Origin of the sequence: Vibrio sp. 2096 (assembly GCF_033339595.1) — a bacterium.
Lineage (GTDB): Bacteria > Pseudomonadota > Gammaproteobacteria > Enterobacterales > Vibrionaceae > Vibrio > Vibrio alginolyticus.
On the sequence record NZ_JAWOUX010000019.1, the window covers coordinates 38,741 to 54,172 of the forward strand.

The 15,432-nt window shown below is 46.2% G+C and carries 13 protein-coding genes; 5 read left to right on the forward strand and 8 right to left on the reverse strand.

Going from position 1 to position 15,432, the window contains the following annotated elements; genetic code table 11:
* Positions 1-22: 22 nt before the first annotated feature.
* The 7 genes from R7Q41_RS22180 to lptM form a co-directional block, all read right to left on the reverse strand.
* Positions 23-2,509: an EAL domain-containing protein gene (locus R7Q41_RS22180; protein ID WP_054577268.1), complete on the reverse strand. Its 2,487-nt coding sequence runs from the start codon at positions 2,507-2,509 to the stop codon at positions 23-25.
* Positions 2,510-2,647: 138 nt separating this feature from the next.
* Positions 2,648-3,364 (reverse strand): 5-amino-6-(5-phospho-D-ribitylamino)uracil phosphatase YigB, encoded by a 717-nt coding sequence (yigB, locus tag R7Q41_RS22185; RefSeq protein WP_005378741.1) that lies wholly within the window; start codon positions 3,362-3,364, stop codon positions 2,648-2,650.
* An 8-nt stretch (positions 3,365-3,372) separates the two neighbouring features.
* Positions 3,373-4,305, reverse strand: a complete 933-nt coding sequence (gene xerC / locus R7Q41_RS22190; protein ID WP_005378742.1) for a tyrosine recombinase XerC — start codon at positions 4,303-4,305, stop codon at positions 3,373-3,375.
* Positions 4,271-5,002, reverse strand: a complete 732-nt coding sequence (locus R7Q41_RS22195; protein WP_005378743.1) for a DUF484 family protein — start codon at positions 5,000-5,002, stop codon at positions 4,271-4,273. The genes xerC and R7Q41_RS22195 overlap by 35 nt, the downstream gene beginning before the upstream one ends.
* Positions 4,996-5,826: a diaminopimelate epimerase gene (gene dapF / locus R7Q41_RS22200; RefSeq protein WP_005378744.1), complete on the reverse strand. Its 831-nt coding sequence runs from the start codon at positions 5,824-5,826 to the stop codon at positions 4,996-4,998. The genes R7Q41_RS22195 and dapF overlap by 7 nt, the downstream gene beginning before the upstream one ends.
* A gap of 10 nt (positions 5,827-5,836) precedes the next feature.
* Positions 5,837-7,090: a diaminopimelate decarboxylase gene (gene lysA, locus R7Q41_RS22205; protein WP_005378745.1), complete on the reverse strand. Its 1,254-nt coding sequence runs from the start codon at positions 7,088-7,090 to the stop codon at positions 5,837-5,839.
* 61 nt (positions 7,091-7,151) lie between these two features.
* Positions 7,152-7,268 (reverse strand): LPS translocon maturation chaperone LptM, encoded by a 117-nt coding sequence (lptM, locus tag R7Q41_RS24520; protein WP_005378746.1) that lies wholly within the window; start codon positions 7,266-7,268, stop codon positions 7,152-7,154.
* A gap of 74 nt (positions 7,269-7,342) precedes the next feature.
* Here lptM and cyaY point away from each other — a divergent pair, with 74 nt between their 5' ends.
* A complete protein-coding gene (gene cyaY / locus R7Q41_RS22215; protein WP_005378747.1) occupies positions 7,343-7,657 on the forward strand; it encodes an iron donor protein CyaY in 315 nt (104 codons plus the stop codon).
* A gap of 69 nt (positions 7,658-7,726) precedes the next feature.
* Here cyaY and R7Q41_RS22220 read toward each other — a convergent pair whose 3' ends face one another.
* Positions 7,727-10,255: a class I adenylate cyclase gene (locus R7Q41_RS22220; RefSeq protein ID WP_005378748.1), complete on the reverse strand. Its 2,529-nt coding sequence runs from the start codon at positions 10,253-10,255 to the stop codon at positions 7,727-7,729.
* Between the two features lie 346 nt (positions 10,256-10,601).
* Between R7Q41_RS22220 and hemC the strand changes: the two genes are divergently transcribed.
* Genes hemC through R7Q41_RS22240 form a run of 4 tightly spaced genes read left to right on the forward strand, consistent with a single transcriptional unit; the run spans position 10,602 to position 14,681 of the window.
* Positions 10,602-11,540 carry a hydroxymethylbilane synthase gene (hemC, locus tag R7Q41_RS22225; protein ID WP_206971042.1) on the forward strand — a complete coding sequence of 313 codons (939 nt, stop codon included), beginning with the start codon at positions 10,602-10,604 and terminating at the stop codon, positions 11,538-11,540.
* Between the two features lie 2 nt (positions 11,541-11,542).
* The gene (locus R7Q41_RS22230; protein WP_005383386.1) at positions 11,543-12,271 is read left to right on the forward strand and encodes a uroporphyrinogen-III synthase; all 729 of its coding nucleotides are present in this window, start codon (positions 11,543-11,545) and stop codon (positions 12,269-12,271) included.
* A 17-nt stretch (positions 12,272-12,288) separates the two neighbouring features.
* The gene (locus R7Q41_RS22235; protein ID WP_206971043.1) at positions 12,289-13,500 is read left to right on the forward strand and encodes a uroporphyrinogen-III C-methyltransferase; all 1,212 of its coding nucleotides are present in this window, start codon (positions 12,289-12,291) and stop codon (positions 13,498-13,500) included.
* On the forward strand, positions 13,500-14,681 hold the full coding sequence (locus tag R7Q41_RS22240) for a heme biosynthesis protein HemY (protein ID WP_005378752.1): 1,182 nt from the start codon (positions 13,500-13,502) through the stop codon (positions 14,679-14,681). Before R7Q41_RS22235 ends, R7Q41_RS22240 begins: the two co-directional genes overlap by 1 nt.
* Positions 14,682-15,432: the final 751 nt, after the last annotated feature.

The window sequence follows — 15,432 nt, forward strand, 5'->3', positions numbered from 1 at the left end:
AGAAGTTTCACGTGAAACATCATTAAAACAGTCGAGTCGGCTCGCCAAGATAGTAACCCTGCAAATAATCCACCCCCATGTCTTGTGCGATGGTACACACCTCCTGATTGTGGACGAACTCCGCCACCGTCTCCGCGTTAAACACCTGGCACAAACGCACCAACTGGGAAGCGATCTTGCGCTGTTTTAAGTCTTTATCAATATCACGAATCAAGCTGCCATCGAGCTTTATGACTTCTGGCTCCAACTTTAGGATTTCATCGATATTCGAATAACCGGACCCAAAGTCATCAACAATGATACGCGCCCCTAAGCTTCTAAAATGACTGCACACTTCTATCATTCGGCCGTAGTCTTTGATCTGCTCAGATTCCAGCACTTCTAAACCAATTCGCCTTGGGTCATTTAGCTGGCTAATTTCATGCTCTAAAAGCATTAAAGTTTTATCACTGAGCAAATCTTGCGGCGATAAGTTTATAGAAAAGTCACCTTGCTTATCTCGCATATAATGCAACGTAGAATGAATCATGTGCCGACTTAGTCGAGTGTAAAGATGCGTATCAGAGATAATTGGCAGAAAACGCCCTGGCGCAATCACCGTTCCATCGGCTTCCAGAATACGAACCAAACATTCTTGGCTTGCCAATTTGTGGCTACCCGCATGCACAATGGGTTGGCTATAAGTGATGATGTTCTGTTTGAGAATGGCTCTACTGACGCAACTTAGCCATCCAAGTTGCTCTTTACGCACATCCTCACTGACTTCAATATCTTTCGCATTACAGATATGGGTATTACTGCGTACACCGGAGCGCCTAGCTTCGATGCCTTTGAGTAAGAGCTCATCTACTGAAGCGGATGGAAAATCTCGACGACTCACTAAGCCGCCGCATAGCGAGATAGAAAGATAATCTATTTCACGTAGGCCAATTGGCTCAAAATTAGTTTGTTCTACCGCGTCAGCAAAACGCGCAAAGTGCTGTTTGATGGTCTCGCTGCTTTGATCAGCTTTAAATATGAACGCCCATTCACCAACCCCAATACTATAAAGCTGCAAAGCCGTTGGCATGCCGAAACGCTTTCGTAGTCGATTCGTAAAGTGCATTGAGAGATCTTTGAGTAATTGATCTCCCACTCGGTAGCCGTATTTTTCGTTGATATGACTAAAGTTAAGTAGCTTTAGAGTCAACAAATGCTCATCCAAATCGATGTTACTCAGCCGCTCTTGCAATGCGACCCGGTTTTGTAACCCCGTACGACTGTCGCGTCGATAGCTTTCTTGTAACTTGCGCGTTTGGCGATCGAGTTGATATCCCATATGCGCGTTCATATGGTTGAGATCGCCGATCGCATTTCGAATCAAGCTAAACAACGGTGAAATAGAGGAGCTAACGGGCGACTTAGGCAAGTTCAATGTTTGCACTTCGTCTCCCTCTCGCATCGCTAAATACGTCAGGCTGTGATGAAGAATTTCGGGCTGACCAATACCACCATGCAGTTCCCCCATACAGTAACTACCAAACGTCGTCGCAATATCTTTGAAGGCTTGGACTTCGTCGCTGCTGTCAATAAAGTCTAACCGTGACGCGCAGTTAAAAATCATCACGACTTCAGGTTGGTGCATGGCTAACTCAACCACACCATGCCGCACTTGCTCGAGCGTTAACGAGGGATGGTTATAGCAAAATTGCACTTCGTCACCAAGACACCAGGGCCTGTCGAAGCTCATACTGCCATCAGCGTGCAGCTCCGTTACCGTACAAACTTCCTTTCGCCCTAAGCTTTCTCGATACAAAGGAAAGCTGAGCAGTTGACTCAGCGTCACGTCATGGCCATCCGCCAAGTAACGCTTGTATACGTCCAGCGCTTTCTTCTCACCTAGACAATACAAGCGCGTTCCTTTTGCATGAGTGACTTTGTGTGGCATGCCAATCGGGTTCCATTCCGAATACGCATCAGTCCATAGCTTCAAAGTATCACTGTGCAAAGCTACGGCAACCACAGCGTTATCGTAAACTCGGTTTTGATATAGCACCCAGCAGCCATCGTCAATACTCTGCGCCAACCCTCCAGAAATCACTACTTCTTCACTGGCGAAGGTTTGAAACAAGGGATAGTCACGTCGTTCAATTTGCACAGCAAAGCTGAGGATCACCTGTGAATTATGCTGCATTAGAAGAGAGCGCTTGAGTTCCCCGCCATCAATGTCAGGAGAGTAAGAGTATGTTTGTACCGCAGAAGTCAGCGTGGTTTGCTCAAATTCAATCACACTCACTAGGCAACCAGAGGTAAATATCTCCCCTTCCAGAATCACATTACGCGTACTATGCCCCATAACATGAGCATTCGGCAGCGACGACAAAACGGCGTCTGCAAGTGTGGTCGTAATTTCGCGCGATTGCGTCGACAATATTTGTACTAAATATTGTTTATCTGAGGAAGTCGGAAAAGTGACTAAAAAGTCATTCAGTTGACTGACATCGTGAACCAGTTTTGAAAAAGCTCGCATGGACCTACCACTGCCGTAACACTATCTTCACCACGACGTGTGGCGTTACTATTTTTATTTAATAGAGAATAATTTACGTGGCTTTGCGCTGCTTTTCTAGACACAAAATGAGATTAGAATGGATTAATGCGAAAGCAATTAAAAAAGTGTGAGTAACGGCTGCAAACTATTGATTTCAATATCAGGTAAAGTACGTGTTTTTGAATGGTTAATGACATTTTTATTCATATCATTAAACCAACAGGCTGCAAAACCAGCCAACTTTGCACCATGCACATCCGTGGTTAGGTGATCACCGACATGCAGAATATTCTCCGCAGGAATATCCAAGAATCGCTTCGCTTTAGTAAACATATCGGTTGCGGGTTTCGCCAATCCATCTGGTCCTGCTTTAAGTACCTGTTGGAAATAAGGCGTAAGACCGATGCGGTCTAAATCCACATTACCGTTGGTGATTGCCACCAACGGGATGTGCTGCGCGAGTTCCTCCAGTACATCGAGGCTTTGCTGCGGCACTTCAAAACGGCTACGCCAGTCCAACGCAACGTCTACTGCGGCTTTCGCGGCGGCATGTGCTGCGTCTTCGTCGTAGCCTACTTGGGAGAAGGCTTGCTGAAGTTGCACTAAACGCCATAAAGTGACATCGCTCTTCAGCTCGGGTTGTTGCTGCACAACTCGCTGTTTGAGAGCAAACCAATCCGCTTTGTTCATATGAGCAACCGCTGGATGATGGTGCTTGAGCCAAGATAGCAACTCACGCTCCATGCGAACGATCACAGGATAGTTGTCATAGAGGGTATCATCTAGGTCAAAGGTCATTGCCTTAATAGGCTCGATACGGCGATAAAATTTCATACTTCGGCTCACTCCCCGTTCTTTTTGCGTGCGCGTGGGTGGGCTTGGTCGTAGGCTTGCGCCAAATGTTGGAAATCCAAGTGCGTGTAGATTTGGGTCGTCGAAATGTTCTCGTGCCCTAAAAGCTCCTGCACCGCACGTAAGTTATTGCTTGATTCGAGCATATGTGTCGCAAATGAGTGACGCAATTTATGCGGACTAATATGGCTTGCGACAGACTGTTTCTGCCCCCATTCAGCCATGCGCTTTTGCACGCTACGATGCGAAATACGCGTTCCGAGCTTAGATACAAACAAGGCGGGCTCACCTGGAGCGGCTAAATCACCACGAACGCGTAACCACTTCCCGACCCACTCGGTTGCCATCCCAGAGAACGGCACTTTACGTTCTTTATCGCCTTTACCAATAACACGAAGCTCACCACTACGCAGTTGTACATCACGTACATCCACACCCACCAACTCAGCCAAACGTAAACCGGCGCCGTACATCAGCTCCATCATGGCACGATCGCGCACAGCCAACGGGTCGTCCTCGTTGACTTCAAGTAATTGGCTCACTTCGTCAACATCGAGGTTTTTGGGCAACGGGCGTTTTTTGCGAGGTGCTGAAACCCCTTTGGCTGGGTTAGCCGACATCTCGCCACGCAGAATAAGGAAATCGAAAAAGCTACGCAGCGATGAGAGTCGCGTTGCCAAACTGCTGGCTTTCATGCCTTCTCGCATGCCCTTACCTGCTAATTGGCGCACCCAACCAGCATCCACTTGAGACCAATCTTTGAGTCCCATTTCAGCTAAGTGCTGCGCCATTGTTTCTAGCTGCTGTTTGTAATTGCGCTGAGTATGTAGGCTAAGCCCCTTTTCGCTTCGTAAGAATTCATAGAAGCGCTCAAGAGGCTTTTGCAGACTATTTGGCAGAGGAGTGTTGGGAGTTGTCGTCATCGTAACTTTGCCATACCAGTGTTTGAGCGAGATGTGCCACTACTAATGATAGGTGACGCAAAAACAAGGTATCCATATCTGGCTGAAAATGGCCGCCATCTTCACTAGAAAAAGCAAGCACGCCCAGTGTTTGCTGTTTCACGAGCGGCAGTACCACATAGGACCCCATTTCCGGCACTTCCATGTTGCCAAACAAAGCTTCACGATCTACTTTGCGAAGACGTCCTAAGTACGCATCTTTGCCATTTAAGTGAGTGGTCGCAAAGCGTTGATAACTTTCCTTACTCAATTGAATCGATGCGTCGCATTGACTAAACAATCGAACAAACGCACGTAAGCCCAGCGCCTTGGCTTTCGCTTCGATAGAATGAATGACTTGTTTAAAGTCACCACACTTTAGAATCTGCCCCTGCAAATCCATAAATTCGTAAAAGGTCCGATCATTGTTCGCCGCAAGCGACATTAGTGTAGTGATCTCTTCCTCTAACTCTTCAATGCGCTGACGTTGGCGATTCATTTGGATGTGCACCAAAGATACCGCGCCTAAGTCTGAGTGTGGGAAAGATAAGCGATCCACAAGCTCCGGACGTTGCACAAAAAAGTCTGGATGATCTTTGAGGTACTCGGCCACTACTTCAGCCGTTAAGGCATCTGCTTCTACTTGAGACAAACCGTTTCCTTTTTCTTCAACTAGCAAGATAATTGACCATCAAATACATGCGTTGTAGGTCCGGTCATAAACAACGGCTTGCCAGGACCTTGCCATGCAATTCGCAATTCACCACCAGGTAGAGAAACCTTAACGTTTTCATCCAACAAGCCCTGCAGAATCCCAACCGCGACTGCCGCGCATGCACCACTACCACAAGCTTGTGTCTCTCCTGCGCCTCGCTCGTAAACTCGAAGACGAATATGGTCACGACTCATCACCTGCATAAAGCCAGCGTTGACGCGCTCTGGGAAACGCTCATGCGACTCAAGCAGCGGACCGAGAGTTTCCACTTCTGCCGTATCCACATCGTCGACCACGGTCACTACGTGCGGGTTACCCATGCTCACAGCACCACAAAACAAGGTATTGTCGCCTGCTCGCATGATGTAAGTTTTCTCTTTTTGCTTCGCTTTGAAAGGAATTTTGTTCGGTTCAAACTCTGGCACGCCCATGTTGACCGTCACTTCCCCATCATCTTCGATGTTGAGAATCATCTTTCCTTTCTTGGTGCTCACGCTGATGCTGTATTTATTGGTCAGCCCCTTCAAGCGAACAAAGCGGGCAAAACAGCGAGCACCGTTACCACACTGTTCAACTTCACTACCATCGGCATTAAAAATCCGATAATGGAAGTCGGTTTCAGGGTCGTAAGGGGCCTCTACCACAAGCAATTGGTCAAAACCAACGCCAGTATGACGATCCGCCAAGCGGCGGATCAGGTCTTGCGAGAAAAACACGTTCTGGGTAATACAGTCGACGACCATGAAGTCGTTGCCCAAACCGTGCATTTTGGAAAAGTGGAAATGCATTTGTTGTGTGTTACTCCGGTAGAATCTGTTCCAGCTGCCACAAACTGGTCAGCTCCTCACGCTGGCGAACTAAGTGGCTTTGTTTACCGTCCACCATCACTTCTGCTGCTCGGGTACGAGTATTGTAGTTCGAAGACATCACAAAACCATAGGCACCTGCTGAACGAACCGCGAGTAGATCACCTTCTTGCAAAACGAGTGCGCGATCTTTACCCAAGAAGTCGCCGGTTTCACAAATAGGACCAACCAAGTCGTAAGTCTGAGCTTCACCCTTTCGCGGTGAAACTGGCACAATATCTTGCCATGCTTGGTATAGCGCAGGACGCATCAAGTCGTTCATTGCAGCGTCGATAATCGCAAAGTTTTTATGCTCAGTATGTTTTAAAAACTCAACACGCGTTAGCAATATACCTGCGTTCGCAGCAATTGCACGGCCTGGCTCAAAGATCAGCTCCAAGTCTTGGTGATTTTCAAGACGGCCTAGTAACGCTTTGGCGTAATCAGAAGGCTGAGGTGGTAATTCATCACGATAGACCACACCCAAACCACCGCCGACGTCAAGGTGACGAATGTTAATGCCTTGCGCTTTTAAATCATCAATCAGGGCTAATAAACGGTCTGTCGCGTCGATAAATGGGTCTATATTGGTCAGCTGAGAACCAATGTGGCAGTCGATACCTTGCACATTCAAGTTCGGCAGGCTTTGCGCGAATTTATAAACATCTGGCGCACGATCAAACGCAATGCCGAATTTATTGTCGCGAAGACCAGTCGAAATGTAAGGGTGTGTTTTCGCGTCGACATCTGGATTGATACGCAGAGAAATTGGCGCAATCACACCAAGCTCACCCGCAACCTTGTTCAAACGTTCTAGCTCTGGCTCAGATTCAACGTTGAAACATTTGATACCTAGCTCAAGAGCGCGCTTCATCTCTGCCGGTGTTTTACCAACACCAGAGAAAACGACTTTTTTCGGATCACCGCCTGCGGCAATCACACGCTCAAGTTCACCACCCGACACGATGTCAAAACCCGATCCCAAACGCGCTAGCGTGTTCAATACGCCTAAGTTTGAGTTGGCTTTCACCGCGTAGCAAACCAGGTGAGGATGCTGACCCACAGCACTATCAAACGCCTTCCAATGGCGCTCTAGCGTGGCTCGAGAATATACATAAAGAGGAGTGCCATATTGCTCTGCAAGAGCTTGAAGTGGGACGTCTTCGGCCCAAAGCTGGCCATCATCCTGATAGTTGAAGTAATCCAAAATTCGCTTCCCTTATTTTATTCGACTGCTGAACCCTAATTTCACCCTAAGGTGCGGTTATTTATTGTGATTGCTCATTCTGTTGAGTGTCATCTGGAATGTATAGTGAGCCAGACTGACCACACCCCGCTAAGGTCGCGGCAACCATCACAAACAACACAGTAACTAATTTTTTCATTTCGCATATCGTGATTATTGAATCAATGCCCCCTATAATCGCACCACACTCAGGAAAAGCAATAGGATAGACGGATGAACGATACTGAATTTCATCAACTGGTGGATGCGCAGATGCAAATCATCGAAGAATCCATCGATGATTCAGGCGCAGACATTGATTACGAAGTCACTGGCAACGTAATGACATTGGAATTTGAAGACCGCAGCCAAATCATCATTAATCGCCAAGAGCCGATGCATGAGATCTGGCTAGCGTCCAAATCTGGTGGTTTCCACTTCAAGCTTATTGAAGGTAAATGGACCTGCTCAAAAACGGGTATGGAGCTATTTGAAATGGTGAAGAAAGAGTGTGAAAAGCACGCAGGCGAAGCCATTGATTGGGCATAATTCTGGTCAATCGTCACCAAAACAAAAAGAGCACCGAAGTGCTCTTTTTGTTTATTGATACGGGTTTAATTACGCGTTCACAGTTTTGGTCGGGCGACTCGGTGAACAACCGTCATTACGGTAAGGAATGATATACGCATTCCCCTCTTCAGGGTGAATAATTTGATAGTACTGAGGCAGGTTAAAGTTAATAAACTTCGACGCGACGCGACTATCGTCTTTTACCGACGTGTAGAAGCTGTTTACAGACGAAATCATTTCATCTTTGGAGCCACTAAATTGGTGATACACTTCCACTTGATTTGACTCATCCAAAACATAAATATTGAAGCCATCTTCGTTATCTTCAAAGAAGAACTGCACCAGACCTTCACTGGCAAACCCATCCACCGCCTCCGGCATTTGATATTCTTGCTCACGATCGAGCATTAACAGCGGCGAGCCTTTGAGTTTGTTAGTAGAAATGCTGCGGTAGAAATCGATGGAATTTTCTAGCTTCTGCACCGACACACCACGACGTTCAAAGAACAACCCATAAGTCTGGTTACCAAGACGCATCGCTTTAAAGCGGCGGCGTTTCTCTTGCTCTACTGGTTTCAAGCGTAAGTCGATACATTCAGCTAAAAGCTGGTAAACCATATTACGCATCACACCACGCATGTTCTTCGCATAGCAGAACACATCCACTGATTCTGGTGGCAACGCATCTTGGTGCATTTTGCCCAAAATGGTTTTCAGTGCATCCAGCATCGCCGTTTCCCCTTTGAAATGCAGCGTACGCACTTCATGCCAAGAGTTACGGTAAACAAGGTCAACACTGCCGACTAAATTTTTATGTTCTGGACCAAAGCTAAAAATATCGGTGTTCTTAACATCCACTTTCAACGAACGACCAGAAAGTTCAGACGTCGGATCATTTTCGAAGTTGATGAACATCGCAAGCTGGCTTATTTCACAAGGACTCGCTAGCGCCTGCATAGATGGACGACGCTTACGCAACGCAAAAGTATTTCGTAAGTCACTCACCATTTGGTAAAACTTATCAATATCTAGCTGCGCTTCACGTACCACGGCATGTAAACGAGTCGATTCAGTGATCAAGCCATTGAAGAATGCCCAAGCAACCAACTTACTCAAGTATTCATGATGCTCTAGATATGGTTGCCCCAAAATGCGGTGCGCAATAAGCGGTTGTTTATAGAGGTACCAACCAGACTTGTTTACCCCCCCTTTTTTCACTTCGATAAAGCTCAAGTCAGGCTCGTGCAGATCAGGTGAAATCTGTGGGTTTAGTAACGTTACTTTGCCCGGCAATACTTCAAAAGCCGCGTAGAGTTTACGGGCCAAAATACTGATGTCTTGCGGACTGATAGCAGAAGTGATGTCGTTACGACGCGCAAATTGAATCAAGTTACGGTAGCTTTGCATCAACGCATCCAGCAATGCATGATGTACCACCTTTACTTGTTCAACCTTCCAATTACGGCGGTCATCGAGCTCTGCAACGACACTGGCATCCCAATTCCATTTTGCAATCATATCGCTCAGTGCTTCACGACGCCAAGCTACTGAGCCAATATTCGGCTCACGAGATAGTTTTTCATGGGTTTTGAGATAGAAACAGCGACGCACCAAATCCAAACGTGTATCGTCTTGAATTCGCTCTAGGTAACGGGTTACTTTTTCCAACATTAAGTAGTACGCATCCATGCCATAGAGGTCAGGCTCATGGGCAAAGAAACGACGCTTAGTGTCGATACTTAACAATTGAGTATGCGGGTATTCCCACGAGTAAGCTTCTAGCAAGATGGCTTTTAATACCGATTTGTAGGGAGAGTCGATGCTTTTGTATAACTGCCACAAGTTCGAGCCGAAGTATTCTTCAGCAGGAATGCAGTTCAATTTACCAAAGTCGATCCATTCACTACAGTCGATGTAACCATCACTGCACAGTTGAGAAACGTACTCGTCGTAACACTCTTCCATTTCTGGCGGCACGATTTGCCATAACAAACGCTGTCCGGCAATACGCACCGCACTACGATAGAATTCATCTAGCAAAAGTAAGTGCTGAGATGAACCACAGTTATCACCTGTCATCTCCTCAGAATGATTGCTTCTAAAGCGCTCTTTATCCATTAAGAAAAAGTTCGCTTCCACGCCTTTGCTTTGTGCCCAATCCGTGATGAGTAGGCATTTATTGGTCAATAACTCGCGTTCGTCACAATCCATCTCTGGTGAGATACACACCCAAATATCCAAATCACTGGAAGTACTTTGACCAATCGAGGAGGTACTGCCCATGGTGTACAAACCCAATATAGCGGGCTTTTCTACCGTCTTGAGCGGCTGACCAATGGCAAGTTGAATATCATCTATGAATTGTTGCTGAATGCTATTTAGTTCAAGCCCATGCACACCAAAAGGGACATCGGCATCATAATAGCCAGGAATTACAGGATGGTTGTAATTCAACAAGGCAGGAATCAAATGGAAGACTTGCTGGCTTTGCGAATCCATAAGCGCCAGCGCGCGATCAACTCGCTGCTGATTCAAATTATCTAGTCGCTGGATGATTTTTTGGGTGTAAGCCTGCAAGGGGAATTCCTTGGTTGAACAATCACGAAAATCTGCTGACGTTTTAAACCAAAATGGCTTAAAAACGTGATCAATTTAACACTTTTATTGGTGCGGGTAAAGCTTCACGCCCGCGTATCACTCTGGATACAAAACCATACTTTAGTCACAAAATTAATCGCGCGGTAGTTTCGCTCTTATTACCTATTACTAATAATAGTCCTTAGTCTAATTGAGAATCCAGTCACACTATTTTCATAACGTCATGTAATTCCATTCATAGCCTTCAGAGATAACGAACTAACAGTAAGCATTTCTTGATGAGAATGGTAGGATAAACCCAAATCCAAACAGCATTGAGAAGATCATGACACAATCCACACCGATTCGCATTGCAACTCGAAAAAGCCCTCTTGCTTTATGGCAAGCTTACTTTGTTAAAGACGCCCTTCAAGCCGCTCACCCTGGCTTGGAAGTCGAGTTAGTAACCATGGTGACCAAAGGTGACGTGATTTTAGATACACCACTAGCAAAAGTTGGCGGCAAAGGCTTGTTCGTAAAAGAGCTTGAAATCGCGATGCTAGAAGGACGTGCAGACCTCGCCGTTCACTCAATGAAAGACGTACCCGTCGATTTCCCAGAAGGCCTTGGCCTCGTGACCATTTGTGAGCGTGAAGATCCTCGTGATGCCTTCGTCTCTAATACCTATAGCCACATTGATGAGCTCCCTCAAGGTGCCGTGGTTGGTACTTGCAGTTTGCGCCGTCAATGCCAACTGAAAGAATATCGTCCGGACATCATCATCAAAGAGCTTCGCGGTAATGTGGGCACTCGCCTTGGTAAGTTAGATGCGGGTGAGTATGATGCAATCATTCTTGCTGCGGCTGGCCTCAAACGATTGATGCTTGAAGAGCGCATTCGTAGCTTTATCGAACCAGAGCAATCACTACCAGCGGTAGGGCAAGGTGCTGTCGGTATTGAGTGCCGCCTTGACGATGAAAGACTGCTTAAGCTGCTTGAGCCACTTAACCACCAAGACACCGTAGACCGCGTTTTGTGTGAGCGCGCAATGAACCTTACGCTAGAAGGCGGCTGTCAGGTACCTATCGGCAGCTATGCCCTGCTAGACGGCGACAACATTTGGCTACGCGCATTAGTTGGCGAACCAGATGGCAGCGAAATTGTGCGTGGTGAAATTCGTGGCCATCGTAAAGACGGCGAAGCATTAGGAGTGCAGCTAGCCAATGAGCTGCTAGATAACGGCGCTCGTGAAATCCTAACTAAGCTGTACGCAGATCACGAATAACCATGGCAGTGTTGGTCACTCGGCCGGGAGAGCAAGGCAACGCGCTTTGCTCTCTGCTCGAAAGGCACGGCATTTCCGCATATCACCATCCTCTGATCGACATTGTCGCCGATCTCACGGACACGCACCTCTCTAAACATCTACATCAAGCTCAAATTGTTATCGCTGTTAGTCGACATGCAGTGCAATGTGCACAGCAAATCTTAGCCAGCAACGGGATGTCATGGCCGAAACAAGCTATTTACCTTGCCGTTGGTCAAAAAACAGCACACTATTTAAGCAAATGTACCCAACAGAAAGTACACTATCCCCAAGTCAGTGATAGTGAACACTTATTGCGACTGCCAGAGCTCAACAATGTGGCACAACAACAAGTTCTTATCCTTCGTGGTAACGGCGGAAGAGAGCTGATCAAAGATGCATTGGTGAGGCGTGGCGCAAAAGTTCACTATAGTGAGACTTACAAGAGAGAATTCATCCCATTCGATCCAGTAAGCTGTATCTCACTATGGAAAAACCTACAAATTAACCAGATTATTGTCACCAGTGGTGAACAACTGGATTATTTGTGCAGCCAATTGACGTCGGAGCAATTGACTTGGCTTAATCAACAAGAGTTGTATATCCCCAGTCAGCGTATCGCTGACATCGCAATTCAAAGGGGGTTCACTCGCGTGAGATGCACGGGAAGCGCATCCAACCAAGAATTACTGGCGGCTCTCCAGCCCTAGCTACACAGGATATAGGCATGACAAGTAAAAATAACGACCAAAAAAATAACGATAAAAACCTTTCCGAAGAAACCTCATCGACACCGCTAGTCGAAAAAACCACATCGCAGCAGGATGCGGACCTTAAAAAAGAGCAACCACAAGCGGCCGAGCCCCCAAAAACAGCAGAGCCAACCAAAGTCGAGTTTGAAGAAAAACAAGGTAAACGCGGTGTCAAACTAGGCACGGTCGCTATCATCTTATCGATTATTTTTGGCGGTGGCCTCGCGTACAAGCTGCATCAACAGCAAGCCGATTACCAAGCGCAGATCGCCCAACTAAAAAGTCAGCTAGAAAGCACTCAAGCTTCCATGAAGCAAGAGCTCAGCCGGGTACAAGAAGAAACCATCGAGAAAGCAACAACCGTGACACACAAAGCGGAAGTGGTACTTGGACAGCAACAGAAGAGCATTGAAAGCTTACAGCTCGCCGTTGCCGATGTGAAAGGTCGTCGACCAAACGACTGGCTATTGGCGGAAGCCGATTACCTCGTCAAATTAGCCGGCCGTAAATTGTTCTTAGAGCACGATGTAGAAAGCGCGACTCAACTGATGGAAAGTGCAGACCAACGCATTGCAGCGCTGAATGACCCTAGTCTCGTCAAACTACGTAAAGCAATGGCAAACGATATCACCAAACTTCGCACTATCCCGCTAATTGACCGTGATGGATTGGTACTACGCTTAACTGCCCTGCAACAGCAAGTAGACAAGCTCCCTCTCGCCAATGCACTGCTACCTGAAGCTGAAGCCGTAGAAAACACTGAAGTGTCTGAAGATATCGCAAACTGGCAAGATAACTTAATGACCTCTTTGAAGGACTTTTCAGAAAACTTCATTACCTTCCGCACGCGCGATGGTAACGTCATTCCACTGCTTTCTCCTGAGCAACACTTTTACCTGAAAGAAAACATCAAAGCCAAATTGGAAACGGCAATAAAAGCGGTGTACCAAGAACAAGGTGAAATTTACACCACATCTCTAAAAACAGCCGACAAATGGGCATTAGCTTTCTTCAACCAAGACGATAATTCCGTTAAAGAGTTCAACAAAACGGTTAACCTGCTAAGTCAGCAAAATATTCAAGTGGAATACCCAACAAAACTGCAAAGTCAGTCTCAACTATCAGATGTCATCCGTGAACGCCTACGTCGTGAAGTCACAACGATGACAGGCATGGAGGATAAGTAATGTTTCGTCTTATTTTCCTATTTGTTGTACTAGGCGCAGGACTATTTGTTGGCACCCAGTTTTCTGGTCAGCAAGGCTATGTACTCATCTCCATTGCCGAGAAAACGATCGAGATGAGCGTAACGACATTAGTGGTTTTCGTTATCGCTGCACTCGCAGGTCTTTTTCTGCTTGAGTACCTGATTAAGAAGTTAGTTTATGCTAGTTCTACAACATGGAACTACTTCAGTGTTCGCAAAATGCGCCATTCCCGCCGATACACCAATGAAGGCATTATTAAACTTCTAGAAGGTGACTGGAAAGGTGCTGAGAAGAAAGTAACTCGCTGGGCAAATCATCACGATATGCCGCTGCTTTGCTACTTGGTTGCGTCTGAAGCCGCACAAGGCCAAGGTGATAAAGCAAAACGAGATCACTATCTAGAGCTAGCGAGCCAACAAGAGAACGCCCATCTCGCAGTAGAACTGACTCGAGCGAAACAATTTATCCGCGACAACGAGTTCGAGTCCGCTTTCGATACCTTGCAATCGTTAAAAAGTCAGTATGCGAGTAACTCTATTGTATTGAACTTGCTGAAAACAACGTACATGCAGCTAAAGTTGTGGCAACCTCTTATTGACCTCTTGCCACAACTAACCAAAGCAAAACTCATCACGGAAGAAGAACATGCAGAGCTGATTCAAAAGGCGCAGTGCGGCTTACTCCATGAAGTAGCGCAACAACAAGGTAGCGAAGGGCTAATCTCCCATTGGAATAGTCTCTCACGTAAAGTGAAACAAGACACAAACCTCGTTGCCTGTTTTGCTCGAGAACTCATCACACGAAAAGCTGATGCAGAAGCCTTTACCGTGCTAAAAGAAGCATTAAAAAAACAACCTGCCCCAGAGCTTTATCAACTTCTGCCAGATCTAAACCTGCCAGATACCCACCCTGTCGTGGTCTTCTTAGAGGGAGTAGTGAAGAAAGAACCGGATAACGCCGCTGCCCATAGCGCATTAGCGCACTTCTATTTCCGTCAAGAGAGGTGGCAAGAAGCCCAGGATCACTTTGAGATCGCCTTAAAGCTTCGCTCTGACGTCTCTGACTATGCATTCCTAGCAGACACACTAGAGAAGCAAAATCTAACCAAAGCTGCTCACGAAGTCTCTCGTAAAGCTCTCACGCTCGTACAGAATGACTAACTTAAGATGACCTAACCAAGCCGACAGCTTACCTGTCGGCTTTTTTATTGCCTGCTATTAACCCTTCAGTCCTTAGTCATCAATATGTTTATCCAATTCATTGGCTCCCAAGTAGTTCTCAACTTCCTAGCAACTCACTATCGTTTCACTTTCCTCTTCTCTTTTGACTACTCTGATCCTGTCATTCCAGCAGAATCCAAAACAATTTTAAAAGATGCAGGAATACGTAACTTTAGCCTGTTGATGTATGGTTTTAAGACGTAGCTAGATTTAGGCAATAGAGCACACGCGTCGCTAGACTGAGTAAAACAAAAAGATACATCAGTGAAACAGTGGCTATTTGAGTATGCTTATTTGTTCGGTCTATCCGGTAAAAGGGGCTAGAGAAGCAATGGTAGTGCTTTAAGAGAACGATAAGACAATAGATGGTTCAACACCTTAACAAAGCATCTCCAACAACCTTATCGGGACAGCATGCAGTGATGAGGATGAACAGCTTTAGAAGCAACTGCACTTCTTAGCAAAAATCAAAATGTCACAACCAATACCGATACCAATATTACTTTGTCGAAAAGTAGATCGCATATGGAATTGATTTTTGGCAAGCACAGATAGAGTAATAAAGATGTACGGAAATGAAAAAAGCCTCGCTATTTCTAGCAAGGCTTCTTAATAGTGGCGGAGAGATAGGGATTTGAACCCTAGATACGCTATTAACGTATGCCGGTTTTCAAGACCGGTGCTTTCAACC

Bases quoted from the DNA above. Each gene is read 5' to 3' on its own strand.
- R7Q41_RS22180 (WP_054577268.1), bottom strand. From the start codon at position 2,509: ATGCGAGCTTTTTCAAAACTGGTTCACGATGTCAGTCAACTGAATGAC.
- hemC (WP_206971042.1), top strand. From the start codon at position 10,602: ATGACACAATCCACACCGATTCGCATTGCAACTCGAAAAAGCCCTCTT.
- dapF (WP_005378744.1), bottom strand. From the start codon at position 5,826: ATGCATTTCCACTTTTCCAAAATGCACGGTTTGGGCAACGACTTCATG.
- lptM (WP_005378746.1), bottom strand. From the start codon at position 7,268: ATGAAAAAATTAGTTACTGTGTTGTTTGTGATGGTTGCCGCGACCTTA.
- R7Q41_RS22230 (WP_005383386.1), top strand. From the start codon at position 11,543: ATGGCAGTGTTGGTCACTCGGCCGGGAGAGCAAGGCAACGCGCTTTGC.
- R7Q41_RS22240 (WP_005378752.1), top strand. From the start codon at position 13,500: ATGTTTCGTCTTATTTTCCTATTTGTTGTACTAGGCGCAGGACTATTT.
- R7Q41_RS22235 (WP_206971043.1), top strand. From the start codon at position 12,289: ATGACAAGTAAAAATAACGACCAAAAAAATAACGATAAAAACCTTTCC.
- xerC (WP_005378742.1), bottom strand. From the start codon at position 4,305: ATGACGACAACTCCCAACACTCCTCTGCCAAATAGTCTGCAAAAGCCT.
- cyaY (WP_005378747.1), top strand. From the start codon at position 7,343: ATGAACGATACTGAATTTCATCAACTGGTGGATGCGCAGATGCAAATC.
- yigB (WP_005378741.1), bottom strand. From the start codon at position 3,364: ATGAAATTTTATCGCCGTATCGAGCCTATTAAGGCAATGACCTTTGAC.